Consider the following 16,135-nt stretch of genomic DNA (forward strand, 5'->3'; position numbering starts at 1 on the left):
GGGGGGTTACTGGCCCATGAGTGCGTTGTTGGGGTCGTTGAGCTCCACGGAGAAGACGGTGAGATCGCCGCGGGCGTGGCGGATGGTGTATTCGAGGGCGATCCCGCTCTCAGTGCACGTGCTGCGGGCGGTGGCCAGCAGGGCCGCGGCCATGGGCACGCGCAGCAGCTCGGCGAGCCGGTAGTCGGCGTTGACCGCGCCGATCGTCTCCCGGCCGCTGGTGGGGCTGAGGCCGTACTTGGTGCGGAGCAGGTCGTAGAGGGAGCCGGTCAGGTCCTCGTCGAGGATGCCGGGGACCAGCTCGACGGGCAGGTGGGCGCTCTCGAGCATGCAGGGCACGCCGTCGAGCAGGCGCAGCCGCTCGATGAAGACGATCTCCTGGTCCTCCCGCACGCCGAGCGCGGCGGCGGCGTCGGGCCCGGCCTGCTGGAGGTGGGCCTTGAGCAGCCGCGTCGCGGGCTTGCGGCCCAGCCGCGCCATCGTCTCGGTGAACCCGACCGGCCGCGAGCCCAGCTCGGGGGCTACGGCCTGCGGGGCGGTGTAGGTGCCGCTCCCCTGCCTGGCCACCAGCAGCCCTTCCTGGACCAGGTCCCCGATCGCCCGCCGGGCCGTGGCCCGGCTCACGCCCGCGTAGACCATCAGGTCCTTCTCCGCGGGGATCATCGTGTCGGGCTCGCAGTCGCGGATCACCGCCCGCAGCCGCTCACGCAGCTGGTAGTAGAGCGGCACCGCGGCTGACGGGTCGAGCGCCAGCCTGCGTTCCCAGTCGGTCATGACATCTCCGCCTAAGCCTAAGTTGTACGGACGACCGTATCTTTTCTGCTCACTGGGCGAGTGTCAACCATGTGATTCCGCAGAGGCGTAAGCTCGTGGCCTAGGCCCAGGTCCACGCGGCTCTCTATGGTCACGCCAGCCGGGCAGCCCGACCGCGACGCTGCCCGGGAACTGCTGGCCCGACTGCGGATGCTGCACCCGCAGCTCACCCTGGTCTGGGGCGACAGCGCCTACGCCGGGACGCTGGTGGAGTGGGCCGCCGCTTTCTGCGCCTGACCTTGAAGATCGTAACTAAGCGGCCTGGTCAGACGGGGTTCAAAGTGCTCGCAAGACGTTGGATCGTCGAGAGGTCCCTGTCCCGGCTGATGAACGCTCGTCGCAATGTGGTCGACTTCGAACGCAGACCGTCGCACCTGACCGTTGCCTCGATCATGCTCATGACCAGGCGGCTAACTAGGAAAAGGCCGCAGGCATGGACCCGAAAGCCAGCGTTTGCGCCGCGAGCCGCCTGAGAGTACTACTGGCCCGGGAGACTGGCACGGGGACGATCAGGCAGGGAGGGTACCTGCGAGGCGATCTTGAATCATCTGCTGGCGTTCCGCTGGAAGGCGGCGAGCATTCATAGCCGAGTGCAGGAGCCATCCCGTCCAAGATCGAGGTCGGCGTCTGCGGCTCTCAGGGCCGTAAGTGCCGTGTCCAACGTGGTTGTTACATCTGTCAGCCGCAGAGATGGTTCACCGTCGCCCATGAGGCCAGAGTATCGATCATCGAAGACAGGCACTAATCCTTCAGGCCCGCGCTGAGGTCGGCGTTCATCACGTACTTCTGGAAGATCAGGTAGATCACGACAAGGGGGATCATGGACAGGACCGACGCCCCGAGCAGGACGGACCAGTTGACGTTCTCCGCGCCCACGATGCTCGCGACGCCGATCTGCAGGGTGAACTCGTTCGGGTCGTTGAGGACGATCAGGGGCCAGATGTAGTCGTTCCATCGCCACTGGAACGACATGATGGCGAGGGTCATGATGATCGGCCGGGAGAGCGGGAGCATGATCCGGATGAAGGTCGACAGTTCCCCGCTGCCGTCGATGCGGGCCGCGTCCAGCAGGTCGCGCGGCACGCTCAGGAAGAACTGGCGGAACAGGAAGGTGCCCGTCGCCGTGATCACCGAGGGGGCCACGACGCCGGCGAGACTGTTGTACAGGCCCAGGTCGCGGACGATGAGGAACAGGGGGGACAGGATGACCTCGCCCGGCAGCATCGTGGTGGCCAGGACGCAGATGGTGAACGCCCGCAGCCACCAGTTGGTGTACTTCGCCAGGGCGTACCCGCAGGTCGCGCTCGTCACGATGGTGATGAGGGTCGCGGACACGGCCACGATGAGGGTGTTGCCGAAGTAGCGGCTGAAGTCGAAGCTCGTCCAGGCGTCGGTGAAGCCGGAGATGGTCGGCTGCTTCGGGAAGATGGTCAGCGGATAGGAGAACAGCTCTCCCGCCGGTTTGAAGGAGCTGAGCAGGAACCACAGGACGGGAATGCCGTACAGGGCGACCATGAACCACAGGGCCGCCGTCGCCCAGACCTTCTTCGGCAGCAGGTAATCCATCTCAGGAGTCCTTCCGGCGGTTGATGACCAACTGCGTGATAGCGATGATCATCAGAATCAGCATGAGCACGAAGGACGCCGCGCTCGCGTAGCCGATTTGGGCGCGGCGGAAGCCGGTCGTGAAGATGTACTGGATGAGCAGGTTGTTTTCGGTGCCCGGACCTCCGGCGTTGACCGCTTGGATGAGCGCGTACTCCTTCATCGAGTGCAGGGTGGTGAGCAGGATCACGATGAAGGACGTGGGCGCGATCGAGGGCAGCGTGATGTGGCGGAACTTGGCCCACGCGCCCGCGCCGTCCAGGGACGCGGCTTCGTAGTACGCGGTCGGCACGTTCTTGATGGCCGCGACGAACATCAGCATGTTGACCGCGGTGCTACCCCAGGCTGCGGCGATGACCACGATGATCAGGGACAGGTTCGCGTTGGACTGCCACGGCACCGCCTCGCCGCCGAGCGCGATGATGACGTAGTTGACGAGCCCGAAGTTCTCACCGAAGATCCAGCGCCAGATGACACCGGCGATGATCGGGGAGATGAGCCAGGGCACGAAGAAGATCACCCGCGCGACCGGCTTGCCACGGCTGTACGGGCTGACGAGCAGCACGGCTGCGCTCAGCGCGGCGACGTACGTCAGCGGAACGACGGCCACCGTGAAGATCACGGTACGGACCAGCGCCGCGTAGAACGCCTCGTCGTTCAGCAGTCGCTGGTAGTTGTCCAGACCGACGAACGGCGCCGAGCCGACGCCCGTGTAGCTGGTGAAGGAGTATCCCAGGCCGATGACGGCCGGCCAGACGAAGAAGAGCAGGAACAGGGCGAGGTTGGACGAGATGAGCAGCAGGGGCGCCAGGGTGTAGCGGTCATGCCGCCGGGTCCGTCGGCGGGGCCACCGCCGCGACGCGATCAAGGCCGATGTCTCGTCGGCGAGCCCCGTCGACTGTGGGACACTCTCCGCCATTGTGCTCTCCTCTTTTCCGCATTCGTCCACGCTCGGCCCGCCGGCGCGGGGAAGCGCCGGCGGGCCGGACGATCAGCCGACCTGCTGGTTGAGTCCCGACACGATGTTGTCGACGGTCTTCTTGATGTCCTGCTGACCGTTGATCAGCTTGGCCATCTCGTCCTTGGTCGGGTCGTCCTGGATTGCCTTGCCGGCGAGCAGGAGCTTCGTCCCGTTCTGGTGTCCCGAGGAGGAGATCGGGTCCGCCAGCTCGATCTCCTTGAGGTAGAGCTGGAACGCGTCCAGGGCCGCCTGGTTCTTGAACGGGTAGTTCAGCGTGAGACCGGACTCCACCGGCAGGTAGCCGTTGATCTGCGCGAGCTTCGTGTAGTTCGCGGGCTGGAAGATGTAGTCCACCCACTTCTTGGCGGCCTCGGCCTTGTCACCGTTGTTGAAGGCGACCACCTTGCCACCGAGGTTGATGTCGGTGGCGTGGATGGGGCCCGGCGTCGGCGCGCTGGCCCAGTCGAAGCTCGTGATGCTTTCCGCGAAGTCCGCCACCTGCCAGACGCCGGAGAAGTACGCGACGACCTGGCCGCTCTTGAACAGGGCGTTCGGGTCGGCGCCCGCGCCCCAGACGGACTTCGGCATGACCTTGTCGTCGTTCAGTGAGGCGAACTTCGACATCGCCTGCACGGTGGCGTCGTCGGGGGTGGCGTACTTGTTGTCCGCGCCGAGCTGGAAGCCCTTGCCGCCGTGGCCGTAGATGAAGGCCCTGATGCGCGCGGGGGACTGGTCGTAGACCAGGTCGTACTTGGCGCCCGTGGCGGTGCGGACCTTCTTGGTGGCGGCCAGGAACTCGTCCCAGGTCCAGGTCTGGCTCGGGTCGGCGGGAATCTCGACCTTGGCCTTCTCGAACAGGGTCTTGTTGACGAACAGGCCGGCCGCCGTCAGGTCGGAGGGGATGCAGAGGACCTTGCCGTCCTGGACGGTGAGCAGGTCTTTGTTGATCTTGTTGGCCGGTGCGTTCGCCGTCGCGGCGAGGTCCTGGAGCTGGTTGATCCAGATGGTGTCGAGCGAGGGCACGCTGGCCGCGTCGGGCAGGGAGTTGGCCTGCGCCGCCTGGCGCAGCTTGTCCTGGTAGCCGTCGTAGGGGACGTTGACGATCTCGACCGTGACGCCCTCCTTGGCCTGGAACTCCTTGGCCAGGTCGTGGTAGCCCTGCGCCTGGGCCGAACTCGCCGAGAGCCAGAAGGTGATGCTCTTGGCGCCGGAGTCCCCGCCCGAGCCTGCGTCGGAGCTGGAACCGCATGCGGTGAGGGCGATCGCCGCGGCGACGGTCACTGGCAGCCAACGCCAGCGCATGAGTCGTCTCCGGGCTGTCGCAGAAGTCGTCATGGCGTCTCCTTGAACGTTGTCTGCCTGTGGCGTGGGACGGTAACTGGAAAGCGTTTGCCGGGTCAATAGTCAGTACGTAAGCTGTTTAAGATCTTTTGACATATAGACATCAGGACAAAGCTCACTAGCTGCGGTTTTATCCCGAGTCATGAGCAGCTGCGAGACCTAAACGCAACCTTCCCGGGATCCGTCCGGCGACGTAGAGCCGCTCTCCCGACACGGCGTCGGTGCCCCCGAGGAACCGGTACTCCTCGCCGGGCTCGTACGCGGGAACCGCATGGGAAGCGGCCATCGACATGGCGAGCACCGTGACCGTGATCGAGTCGTCGCCAACGCGGTAGACCGCGGGCTCGCCCGGGTCGAGCTGCCAGGCGTGCTCGTCCAGGGCCACGGCGCCCGTCATGCGCCCGCCGGGCCGGAAGGCCAGCTCCAGCGCCCAGTCCACGGCCGGGCCCGCCAGGTCGACGGTCAGGTCGGTCCCGGTGTCCGTGATGGCCACGTGGACGGCGGTGGTCAGCGTGACCTCGTCCCGCGTGCGCAGGCCGAAGTCCATCGCCGAGCTGAACCGGCCATCGTCCACCAGCCCGTAGTGGCCGCGCGCGTCGCGGTTCTGATCCGTCATCGGCTGGTAGTAGGAGGCCGACACGGATTCCGTGAGCATCGCGGTCGTGCCCCCCTGATCGTCCTCGACCAGCAATCGGGCGGCGCGGAACGGCCCCAGGCCGAAGAAAGCACGCGAGAGACGCACGTCTCCCAGGACGGCCGCCCCGGCGAACAGGCGGAGAAACGTCGGGGAGTTCGCCAGCCCGGAACGGATGCGTCTGTGGCGCGGATAGTCGGAACCGCCGAAGACCACGGTCGTCGTCGCGGGCCGATGGTCGACGAGCAGTCCCGCGGCACCGAAGACGCGTTGCCGCGGTCTCCGGGGCGGGACGGGTTCCGGCAGCTCCCGCGCGATGCCGGGGTCGAGGATCAGCTCCGTGGCCGCGCGCGCCGGTGAGACGACCCCCTGGGACAGCGCGAGCCCGGCCGCCCAGGCGAGGTCGCCGCGGCCGCGCAGCAGCGCGATCCGGCGCAGCGGGAGCAGGTAGGGCGCCAGGGGCAGCGGCTGCCGCTGGTCCTGGCGGCGCGACAGCACCGTCTCGACCGACCCGTCCGGCAGCAGCAGATCGAGCGTGGCGTCGAGGTTCCGTTCGACGGCGTCGACCAGGTCAGGACGGTCGAACACCTCGGCGATGGTGAGCAGCGACGGGTTCGACACGTACGCGGCGTAGTTGGCGCTGCGTTCGGAGTAGAGCCCGTCGTCGTCGATGTCGACTCCCTCGGCCAGCCACTGGCCGACCCGTTCCGCCAGCACCCGATCGGGCGCGAGCCGGTGCAGCCTGGCCAGGGCGGCCGAGATCTCCCAGCGGTGGTTCGGGGTGTGCACTCCACCCCGCGCCAAGGCCGGGGTGACCGCCGTCAGCAGGTCGTCGAGCAGGTCCGCCAGCCGGTGCTCGGCCGCGCCGGGAGGGTCGCGCCGCAGCAGCCGCAGGGCGTCGGCGAGATCGTTGACGCTGAACGCGGAGTCCGGCGGGGAGTCGACGTTGTCACCGCCGGTGAACAACCCACCGGGACCCTGTAGCTCGCGCAGCCGGGCGGCGAGCCGGGCCGCGTGATCGAGCAGCCGGCCGTCCCGCCCGTACGCGACGAGGGCCAGGATTCGTTCGGCCAGCCGGCGGTGTTGCAGGTGACCCCCGCCATCGCCCTCGTTGAGGATCGCCTTGACCTGCCCGGTCAGGGCAGCCTGGACCGCCGCGGTGAACGCAGCGTCAACATGTTTGTCGTTCATCTCTGCATCGACCAGCCATGAGCGGGTTCATCTGGAAGCTGTAGCGGGCCGCGGCGTAGAGGTGCGTGCCGTACTCCACGGGCGTGCCGCTGTCGTTGTAGGCGACGATGCCGGCCGGTTCATGCTGATCTCCTTCAGAGCGGCGAGATCTCGAGGGTGAGGCGGAGGGGGCCTGGGTAACGGATTCGGTAGGGGGCGGGTCTGGCGGCGGCGCCGGTGGAGACGGTCACCGACAGGCCCGGCAGGAGCCAGCGGTCCGCGCCGACGTCAGCCCGGCAGTCCGACTCGAACTCGAGGTCGCCCGCGGCGGTGACCTCGAGCACGCCGTCCTTGGTCACGGTGGCGTCGACGCCGGCGGACGGCATGACGCGCAGCCAGTGCGGCGCGCCGTCGTCGCCGCGCCAGTGGACGGTGACCGGGTGGTACTGATCGTCCGCATCTGTCTTGGCGCCGCCGGTGTCCTGGGCGCCGATCATGTGGTGCGGCCCGAGCCACGACGTGGCGATCCGCCGCGGGGACTCGGTGACGGTGGTGCTGACCCAGCGCGGTTCCTCCGGGGCCGGGGCGAGCAGCCCGGCGGCCTTGGGGTGGGCGCCGAGCAGGGCGAAGCAGGGGGCGAAGCACAGGTCGTGCGCGTGGACCGCCTGTGAGGGGTCGCCGGCGGGCAGCGGCGCGCGCTCCAGGCCGTCGGCCAGCGCGATCCATTGGCCGATCAGGGACACGTAGCCGGACAGGTCCATGCCGTACGAGCGGTCGTACGGACCCGCCAGGTTGCGCAGGCCGGGGTGGTAGCGCCGGCCGATCTCCGTCCAGAGGCCGACCTCCATCTCGTCACCGAGTTCGCGCAGGACCGGCGATGAGCTGCCGCGCCAGAGGGCCAGAGCGAACAGGTCCACTCCGTAGTAGGTGGGCGAGTTGAATTCGGCGAACGTCCGCGTCCGCCGCCAGATGTCGAAGACCTGCCGTCCCAGGCCCTCGCCGGCCGCGGCCAGCGCGGGATCGCCGCTCCGGACGCCGACCTCGTGCATGAGATGCGCGCTCATCAGGGCGATGTTGCTGTAGTGCGGCGACACCGCGCGTTCTCTGGCGTTGCCGGCCGCCAGGGCGAGCGCCCCGGTGATCCGCCGGACCAGGTCGTCCGGCAGCGTCTCGCCGTACTCGTGCAGGACGAGCAGGAGCGTGCAGCCGACGAACTCGCGCCAGTTCGGGTCGTAGTCGTTCCACAGGACCGGGTCGGCGGGGGGCTGCGGCTCCTGGGGCGAGCGCCGCCAGGTTCCGTCGTACGGCGTCCCCGGCGCCATGTACTGGTGCGTCAGGACCGAAGCCAGCGCCTCGGCGGCCCGCTCGGTGTCGGCCCTCATGAGCAGGCCGAGCGCGTACCAGGAGGTCTCCCTGACGCCATGGGTGCGCCAGGCGTGCGAGGACCTGGCGAGGGAGGTCGCCGGGTAGCGCAGGAGCCGCACTTCGGGGTCCCACAGCGAGTCCATCCACGCCATGGCCCGCGCCGCGAGCTGATGGCCTGGTCCACTCACAGGATCTACCTTTCACCTGTTGTCATGACATTCGGTGATTAGACCTGAAGGAGATGCGCAGTGTCAATAGTGGCAAATAGGATGGCAAAAGAACGGTTTCGAGCGTGCTGCACCAAGGGAGCGTGATGTCGCACAGTCAGCCGCCACCGCTGTACGAGCAGCTCAAGGCCCGCCTGGTGGCGGACATCAGGGCCGGGCGCTTCGGTCCGGACGGCAGGATCCCCACCGAGCAGGAGCTGTGCGAGGAGTTCGGGCTGAGCCGCACCCCGGTGGCCAGGGCGCTGACCGAGCTGGCCCAGGAGGGAATCGTCCTGCGGCAGCGGCGGCGCGGCACGTTCGTCAACCCCGCGTGGGCCAGCGGGGCGGCTCCGGCGGAGGAGGAGCAGGAGACGGCCGACCTGACCGTCCTGGCGACCGGCACGGTCAGCGTCGACCACCTGCGGACGGCGGCGGCCGGCGCGGCCGTCCGGCCGCGGATCCGCACGGTGCGATTCGACGAGCTCCACGCGGCCTTCCTGCGGGCCATCGCCGAAGGGCGCGGCCCCGACCTGGCCGTGCTCGACTCCGTCTGGGTGGCCGAGTTCGCCAGGGCGGGCTTCCTGACCCCGCTGGAGGACCTCGACGCCGACGGCTGGCTGGCCAACGAGTACACCCGCGACCTGCTGCCCCCGTTCTCCCACCGGTTCGGCGGACGGACGCCGGCGGTGCATGCACCGGCCGACGTCACCGGGCTGTGGTACCGGCGCGAGACGTTCGAACGTCTCGGGCTCCGCGCGCCCCGGACCTGGGAGGAACTGCGCGCCACCGGCCGGCTCCTGGCCGGGCGTCGTCCGGGGTCCGGGCACGTCCTCGTCATGCCGGGCGGGCGCCGGGCGGGGGAAGAGACCACGTACGCGCTGACCGGGCTGCTCGCCGCCAACGGCGCCCTCGTCCTGGGCGAGGCAGGCGAGGTGGTCCTGGACAGCCCGGCAGCCGCGGAGACCATGCGCCTGGTCCGGGAGCTGATCGCTGACGGGGTGCTGTCGCCGGACGTCGCCGGCTTCGGCAAGGACGAGGCCGTCGAACTGCTGGCCGCGGGCAGAGCCGAGATGTGCGTCGGCGCGAGCTACCAGGCCGGTGCGCTGGCGAAGGTGATGAGGCTCTCGCTCGATGAGGTGCACAGCAGGTTCGGCTTCGCCCCGATGCCGCGCGGCCCGGAAGGCCGCTCCGCGGTGATGTGCGGCGGGATGGTGTACGTGATCCCGCGGCAGGCCCGCCGTCCCGAGGCCGCGATGCGGCTGCTGCGGGCCGCCATGGCTCCCGACGCCCTGGTCCGGCTGTGCCTCATCACCGGGCAGCTGCCGCCGCGACGGACCTCGCTCCAGGCGGCCGCCGCCGTGTCGGCCTTCCACGCCCAGACCGCCGCGCTTCTCGACCGTGCCGTCCTGCGTCCGGTGAGCCCGGTGTACGCGCTCGTTTCCGCTCAGCTCCAGGTCATGATCGAGGAGGTTCTCCGCGGCGAGCGCGGCCCGGCCGCCGCCGTCGCCCGCACCGCCGATCTGATCCGCGCCGTCACGATGGCCGCTGACGTGACGCGACCTGCAGCGGGCTGACTACGGGGACCACCTCCGCCGCACGGTCAAGGCACGCTCCGGTGACAGCGCCTGTCCGCTCCGGGGCAGAAGCGGTGGGGCGGAAGCGACCATGTCTGATCATGATAGGACGATGCCCGCAATGAGCCGGCTTTCCGGCACCACTACTATGGCCGGCTGGTAACAACGACCGAGGAGTGAGGACGTGGAACGTACGTTCCAGGTCGATCTGCGAGGGATCGTCGACCTGTTCAGCCGACACCTGTACGCCAGTCCACGGGTGTACCTGCGGGAGCTCCTGCAGAACGCGGTCGACGCCATCACCGCGCGCCGGGCGATCGACCCGGATGCGCCGGCCGTGGTGTCGATCGAGCCACCCGAGGTCACCGGCGACGGGACACTGCGCATACACGACAGTGGTATCGGCCTGTCCGAGCCCGAGGTGCACGAGCTGCTCGCCACGATCGGGCGTAGCTCCAAGCGGGACGACCTGGGCCTGGCGCGGCACGAGTTCCTCGGCCAGTTCGGCATCGGACTGTTGTCCTGCTTTCTGGTGGCCGACGAGGTCCGGGTGACCACCCGCTCCGCACACGGCGGGCCGACGGTGGAGTGGACCGGCCTGGCCGACGGGCGCTATCGCGTGGCCCCCGCGACGCGCGATCGCACAGAGCCCGGTACCACGGTGACGCTCAGCCCGGTACCCGGCATGGCTCGCTGGCTGGCCGGCGAGATGGTGAACGACCTGGTGACGTCGTACGGGGACGCGTTGCCGGTGACGATTTCGATCGCCGGGCGGCGGGTGAACTCCGGTGCGCTGCCCTGGCAGCACGGGTACCCGTCGCCGGCCGCGCGAGCCGGGGCACTGCGCGCGTACGCCGAACGCGTCTTCGGCTTCGCCCCGTTCGACGTGATCGACCTGGCGGTCCCCGAGGCCGGGCTGACCGGGCTGGCGTTCGTCCTGCCGATGGCGGCCAATCCCGCGGCCCAGTCGGGTCACCGGGTGTACCTGCGCCGGATGCTGCTGGCCGACGGCGTCGACAAGCTCCTACCAGAGTGGGCGTTCTTCGTCCGGTGCGTGGTGAACACCGGCGAACTCCGCCCGACCGCCAGCCGCGAGGCATTGTACGAAGACGACCTGCTCGCCGACACGCGGGAGGCACTCGGCGCGCAGGTGAGGGACTGGCTCGTGCGCCTGGCCGCGACCGAGCCGGACCGCCTCCGGCAGTTCCTGGCCGTCCATCACCTGGGCGTCAAGTCACTGGCATTGCACGATGTGGAGATGCTGCGGGTGGTGGACCGGTGGTGGCCGATGGAGACCGACGCCGGGCCGATGACGCTCGCCGATTTCCGTCGACGACACCCGGTGGTGCGCTACACGGCGACCGCCGACGAGTTCCGCGTGCTGGCCGCGGTCGCCAGCGCGCAGAACTTCGGCCTGGTCAACGGCGGCTACGCGTACGACATCGAGATCATGCGCCGGCTTCCGCTGCTGGACCCGGCGATCGTCGTACGCCGGCTGGACCCCACCGAGCTGGCCACCCGGTTCGAGCCGCCGGACCCGATGCTGGAGGCCCGGCTGCGGCCGTTCCTCACAGCGGCCGCCGGCGTCCTGCGGAACCTGGCATGCGACGTGGTACCGCGTTCCTTCGACCCGCCTGCCCTGCCGGCCCTGTACCTGACGAGCCGGGCCGCGGTGCAGGCGGCGGAGATGCGGACGGCCCGGTCGTCGGCGGGTGAGTTGTGGTCCGGAGTGCTCGGCGCCGTGGACACCACTGACCCGCTGCACCGGCCGCAGCTGATCCTCAACCTGCGCAACCCCGTCGTGCGGCGGGTCGCCGAGGTGCGCGACCCGGCCCTGGCCGCTCTCGGCGTTCAGGCTCTGTACGGTCAGGCGCTGCTGTCCGGGCACCATCCGCTCCGCCCGGAGGACGGCGCGATGCTCAACCGTTCCTTCCTGGACCTGCTGGACTGGGCCATCGGCGCGGCAGGCGCCCGATGAGCCGGAGCGGGGCCGAGCTGGCCACCATGCTGGAGCAGGCCAGGCGGATGGGCCACGGCGAGGCGCAGACCGCGCTGCTGGAGGACCTGGTGCGGCACGCCGACGCCGGCGGACTGCACCGGCTGGCCTTCGCCGCGCGCCGCAGCCTGGCCAACGCGTACAGCATCGGTCGTCAGTGGGACAAGGCGTTCCCGCTGTTCTCCCGCTGCCTGAGCGAGTACGACGCACGGCCCGGCGAGTTCGGGCCGGAAGAGGATTGGTCGCTGCGCAGCTGGTACGCGAGCATCGCCCAGTCGATGGCCGAGTTTCCCGAGATCAGCCTGGCCCAGATCTACGGCGCCTTCGAGGACATGGAGCGCCGTTTCCGCGCCGGTGGTCACAGTCTGCGGCAGGTGTACGACGCACGCCGGTGGGTGGCACAGCTCGCCCGCGACTGGCCCGAGGAGGAGCGCTGCCACCAGCAGTGGGAGGCGGCCGGCGGGCCCGATCCGGACTCGGTGTGGGACTTCGAGGTCCAGGTCGAGCGGCTGGTCCTGCGCGGCGACGACGCGTCCGTCGCGCGGGCGCTGGCCCTCGCCGGGCCGGTGCTCGCGGGTGAGGTCACCTTCACGGAGCCGTCCGCTCCGATCCAGTGCCTGATGTTGCTGCCGCTGGCCCGCGCCGGGCGACTGGAGGAGGCGGCGAAGGCGTTCAACCGGGCACGCCGTGCGATGTACCAGGGCGTCTACCGATACGAGTACGGCGGCATGAAGATCGAGTTCTGTGCGCTGACCGGTAATGAGGAGACCGGGCTGTCGGCTCTGCGGGAGCAGCTGGCGGGCTTTCCCACGCTGAACCGGCCGAACGGCAAGATGGAGTTCGCCACCGCCGCGGCGGTCCTGCTCCGGCGGCTGACCGCGGCCGGCCGGGGCGACGAGACGGTCCGAGCGAACGGCAGCGACCTCACCTGGTCCGTGGCCGAGCTGTGCCACGAGATGGAGAGCACCGCGCGGGACCTGGCCGCCCGGTTCGACGCGCGCAACGGCACCACCTGTCAGGGGGACCGGATCCGCGCCCGGCTGACCGCGCCTCCCGTCGTCGACTTCCTGCCGCTCTCTCCGGGCGCCCGCCGACCGGTACGGCTGGAGATCCCGTCCGGCCTGCCGCCCGAGGCGTTGCTGGACCGGGCCGAGTGGCACGAGCGACGGGACGAGTCCGCCTTGGCCCGCCGGTATGTGGCCGCCGTCGGCACACCCCCGCTGCACCTGGCCGCGCGCCACGCCGAGCTGACCGCTCTGACCGACTCCGAGCGGGCCGAGGAACGGTTCCGCTGGGCGGCGGAGGCCTATCGGCAGGCCGGCGACCAGCAGCGCTACCTGCTGTGCACGTGCCGGCTCGGCAACTGGCTGTGCAAGCAGGACCGGTTCCACGAGGGCCTGCCGATGGTGACCTGGGCGATGGGCGAACTGCGCCGTACCGGCCGGCACGAGCTGATCGCCCGGGGCGAACTGCTCCATGCCCGTTCGCTGTCCTGGGCCGGGAAGGTGCCGAAGGCGTACCAGACTCTGGCGAATGGCGTCCGGCATGCCCTGGCCTGTGGCGATCCGATCCTGATCGGCTCGCTGGCGCTGACTGAAGGCCTCTGGCGGGAGTTCGACCGATTCCCGCCTGCCCAGGTGATCGGCCTGGCCGACACGGCACGGCAGGCGTTCGCCGCCGCGGGTTCACCCGGTCAGCTCGTCAGGGCGTTCGAGCTCCGGCGCCGCGGCCACGAACGGGCCGGCGCGCCGCATCACTTCACCGACCTGGTCGAACAGGAACTCGCCACGCTACCGCCGTCAGCACCGGCACAGCTGCGCGGCTACCTCCGGTATCGGCGCGGTGTCGCCCTCGTCCTCGCCGGTCGCGCGGCCGACGCACTCGACGACCTGATCGACGGAGTCGGCGAGGCACGCTCCCGCGACGCCGACACCGCCGAACAGGGCTATCACCTCGCCGTGGCGTACCGGGCTGCGGGCCGGGCCGAGGACGCGATGGAGACGGCCGCCGACGTGGCCGCGTGGCTGGACCACTTGCGGGAGCTAGGAAAGCTGGCCGAGCCGGACAAGGCCGACTGGAACCGTCTCCTGCTCGCCGAGTGCCATCAGATCCTCGGCCACCACGCCTCCGCGCTCGAAGAGTACGAGAAAGTCGCGGCCTCGGCCCGCGGCCGGAACGACGCGAGACTGCTTCTCCAGGCGCTGATGCCATCGGCGAAGATCCACGACCTCCTGGACGAGGACGCGGAGGCGGCCGCGACCTACCGGGAGGCCGCCGATGCCGCGGCCGGGCTCGGCGACGTGCACGCGGCGGCCGTCTGCCGCGCGTCCGAGGCGCTGTCCCTGCAGCGGACCGGTGACCTCGAGCGGGCCCTCGCCGTACTCGCTCAGGCTGAGGCCATGACCGGCGCGCTGCCCGCCGAGCCCGCGGAGCGCCTCCCGCGGAACTGGGCGATCACGTTTCGCAGCGCCGCGCACGTGCTGTCCGCGGCGGGCCGCCTCCAGGAGGCGGCGGACCGCGCGGCACGTGCGGCCACGGCCTTCCGGCAGGTGGGTGAGGTGACCGACGCGACGACCATGGACTTCCTGCATGCCCGTACCCTGGTCCGGCTGGGCCGTCCCGACCTCGCCGAGCCGCTGTTGCGAGCCATCATCGAGGCCGCCGGTCAGGACACGCCGCTGCACCAAGCGGCGGCTCGGGCGCTGGCGGAGACCCTGGAGCAGCTCCGCCGATCCGCCGGACCCAGCCGGAGCGCTCCCAACGGTTGAGCGGATGCCTGGATGCGGGGAGATCATGGCACAGCGCGTCCGCCGCCGAACTCGGTGGCGTGACGGTTGACTGGTTGCGAGCTCCGCGCGGACCTCGCCTTCCTCGGTTACAAACGATCGCTCAGGACGGTTGGCTGGGCGAACCCATCGAGATCACCAATCTGAACGAAATCCGCCAGGTCGAGCAGGTACACCGTGCGGTGTTCGGATCACGGACGATCGGGACGCCGGAGAGTATGGCCCGCCTGGGCCGCCACCTCCGCCTGCCGAACCGCCCTGCTGATCTGCAGTAGCGAGGGGTGTCGGAAGCTGATCCCGTGTAGGGCGCTTACGGCACCTCACCCCTATTCCGCAGACGCCAGCTCCAGCGTCGCAGTTCCGTAGCGCAGGTCGTGGTGCTGCATGTCCGCGATCAGGTCCTGGCCGCGATGACGGGCCGGCAAGTCAGGGGCGGCCGCCCCGCCACGCACCCGTCACCGCACAGGAAGTGGCTCGGCCGGCCGGTCTGGAACTCCGGCCGCGACGCCTGGGCCAAGAACTGATCTATGTAAATATCTTTCATTGACGCTCGCAGGTTGGTTAGATACTTTCGCCCGCGCTTCCCCTCAACCCCCCGGAGGGACCAGCTCGTGAAAATCATCACTCGTTTATCGGCCGCCGTCGTAACAGCCTCTCTGGTTCTGCTCGGCACTGTGGCGCCCGCGACCGCCGCAACCACCACGGTCGACAACGCCACCCCCGGCCAGTTCACCGCCGGCGCCGACTGGGGCACATCGGCATGGTCCGCGCAGCGGTACGGCGCGGACTACCGGTTCGCGACACCGAACACCGTCGCGAGCGACGCCGCCTGGTTCAAGGCGTCGATCGCAGCGGCCGGGGCCCACCTGGTCGAGGTCTGGTACCCAGCGGACGCCGGCTACAACAGCGCCACCCCCTTCCTGGTGGCGACCACCGACGGCACCCGTACCGTGGTCATCGACCAGCGCGCCAACGGTGGCCGCTGGGTCAGTCTCGGCACGTTCACCCTCGCCGCCGGCGACTACAACGTGGTCGGCGTCAGCCGCTGGACCAGCCAGCCCGGCTACGTCGTCGCCGACGCGGTCCGGATCACCTCGTCCACCGGAGGGGGCTCGTTCTCGCTGCCCCTTCCGCGCAACGCGCTGCCGCGCAGCGAGTACGACGACCCGCACCACGACTATCCCGCGATCGACCTCCCGGTCGGCACCGGCACCCCGGCGTACGCGGTGCGCGCCGGCACGGTGACGGTCATCGACGACAGCCTGTGCGGGCGAGGCATCAACCTGACCGGAACCGATGGGGCCATCTACACGTACTGCCACTTCTCGTCGTGGTCGGTCTCCAACGGCGCGTCGGTCGGCGCCGGGCAACAGATCGGGCTGACCGGCAACACCGGCAACTCGACCGGTCCGCATCTGCACTTCGGCATCCGCACCGGCAGCACCCGGCGGTGCCCGCAGAACTTCCTGCTGGCCGTCTACGACGGCGCCACCCCACCGGCGGCGAGCAGCCTGCCCACCACGGGCTGCTTCTACGCCAGCCGGTCGACGGAGCCGGTCATTCCGCTCGGCTAAGGGGCATCAACGGCCGGCCCGCCAGTGCCCACCGCAGACGCGAGCCGATGACGTTCGCGGTGCTGTCGGCGCTGCTCGGCCTCACCGCCGAGCGGCGCCGGCTGTGCCAT

General features: G+C 69.8%; 12 protein-coding genes. 6 read left to right on the forward strand and 6 right to left on the reverse strand.

The window, feature by feature from the left end; all coding sequences use genetic code 11:
- Positions 1–6: 6 nt before the first annotated feature.
- A complete protein-coding gene (locus tag OHA25_RS48445; protein WP_327583601.1) occupies positions 7–774 on the reverse strand; it encodes a GntR family transcriptional regulator in 768 nt (255 codons plus the stop codon).
- A gap of 126 nt (positions 775–900) precedes the next feature.
- Between OHA25_RS48445 and OHA25_RS48450 the strand changes: the two genes are divergently transcribed.
- Complete coding sequence (locus tag OHA25_RS48450; protein WP_327583602.1) at positions 901–1,050, forward strand: hypothetical protein; 150 nt, start codon at positions 901–903, stop codon at positions 1,048–1,050.
- A gap of 504 nt (positions 1,051–1,554) precedes the next feature.
- On the opposite strand, the gene OHA25_RS48455 is transcribed toward OHA25_RS48450, so the two are convergent.
- The 5 genes from OHA25_RS48455 to OHA25_RS48475 all read right to left on the reverse strand — a co-directional run bounded on the left by OHA25_RS48455 (position 1,555) and on the right by OHA25_RS48475 (position 8,077).
- On the reverse strand, positions 1,555–2,379 hold the full coding sequence (locus OHA25_RS48455) for a carbohydrate ABC transporter permease (protein ID WP_327583603.1): 825 nt from the start codon (positions 2,377–2,379) through the stop codon (positions 1,555–1,557).
- A 1-nt stretch (position 2,380) separates the two neighbouring features.
- Positions 2,381–3,337 (reverse strand): carbohydrate ABC transporter permease, encoded by a 957-nt coding sequence (locus tag OHA25_RS48460; RefSeq protein WP_305916297.1) that lies wholly within the window; start codon positions 3,335–3,337, stop codon positions 2,381–2,383.
- Positions 3,338–3,409: 72 nt separating this feature from the next.
- On the reverse strand, positions 3,410–4,681 hold the full coding sequence (locus OHA25_RS48465; RefSeq protein ID WP_327583604.1) for an ABC transporter substrate-binding protein: 1,272 nt from the start codon (positions 4,679–4,681) through the stop codon (positions 3,410–3,412).
- Between the two features lie 169 nt (positions 4,682–4,850).
- Positions 4,851–6,545 carry a hypothetical protein gene (locus OHA25_RS48470; RefSeq protein ID WP_327583605.1) on the reverse strand — a complete coding sequence of 565 codons (1,695 nt, stop codon included), beginning with the start codon at positions 6,543–6,545 and terminating at the stop codon, positions 4,851–4,853.
- A gap of 134 nt (positions 6,546–6,679) precedes the next feature.
- Positions 6,680–8,077: a hypothetical protein gene (locus OHA25_RS48475; protein ID WP_327583606.1), complete on the reverse strand. Its 1,398-nt coding sequence runs from the start codon at positions 8,075–8,077 to the stop codon at positions 6,680–6,682.
- Positions 8,078–8,202: 125 nt separating this feature from the next.
- Here OHA25_RS48475 and OHA25_RS48480 point away from each other — a divergent pair, with 125 nt between their 5' ends.
- The 5 genes from OHA25_RS48480 (at position 8,203) to OHA25_RS48500 (ending at position 16,025) form a co-directional block, all read left to right on the forward strand.
- A complete protein-coding gene (locus tag OHA25_RS48480; RefSeq protein ID WP_327583607.1) occupies positions 8,203–9,669 on the forward strand; it encodes an extracellular solute-binding protein in 1,467 nt (488 codons plus the stop codon).
- A 184-nt stretch (positions 9,670–9,853) separates the two neighbouring features.
- Positions 9,854–11,647, forward strand: a complete 1,794-nt coding sequence (locus tag OHA25_RS48485; protein ID WP_327583608.1) for an HSP90 family protein — start codon at positions 9,854–9,856, stop codon at positions 11,645–11,647.
- A complete protein-coding gene (locus tag OHA25_RS48490) occupies positions 11,644–14,433 on the forward strand; it encodes a hypothetical protein (protein ID WP_327583609.1) in 2,790 nt (929 codons plus the stop codon). The genes OHA25_RS48485 and OHA25_RS48490 overlap by 4 nt, the downstream gene beginning before the upstream one ends.
- A 392-nt stretch (positions 14,434–14,825) precedes the next feature.
- Positions 14,826–14,975, forward strand: a complete 150-nt coding sequence (locus OHA25_RS48495) for a hypothetical protein (RefSeq protein ID WP_327583610.1) — start codon at positions 14,826–14,828, stop codon at positions 14,973–14,975.
- A 150-nt stretch (positions 14,976–15,125) separates the two neighbouring features.
- Positions 15,126–16,025: a golvesin C-terminal-like domain-containing protein gene (locus OHA25_RS48500; RefSeq protein ID WP_327583611.1), complete on the forward strand. Its 900-nt coding sequence runs from the start codon at positions 15,126–15,128 to the stop codon at positions 16,023–16,025.
- The last annotated feature ends 110 nt before the right edge of the window (positions 16,026–16,135 follow it).

Source organism: Nonomuraea sp. NBC_00507 (assembly GCF_036013525.1).
Classification (GTDB): domain Bacteria; phylum Actinomycetota; class Actinomycetes; order Streptosporangiales; family Streptosporangiaceae; genus Nonomuraea.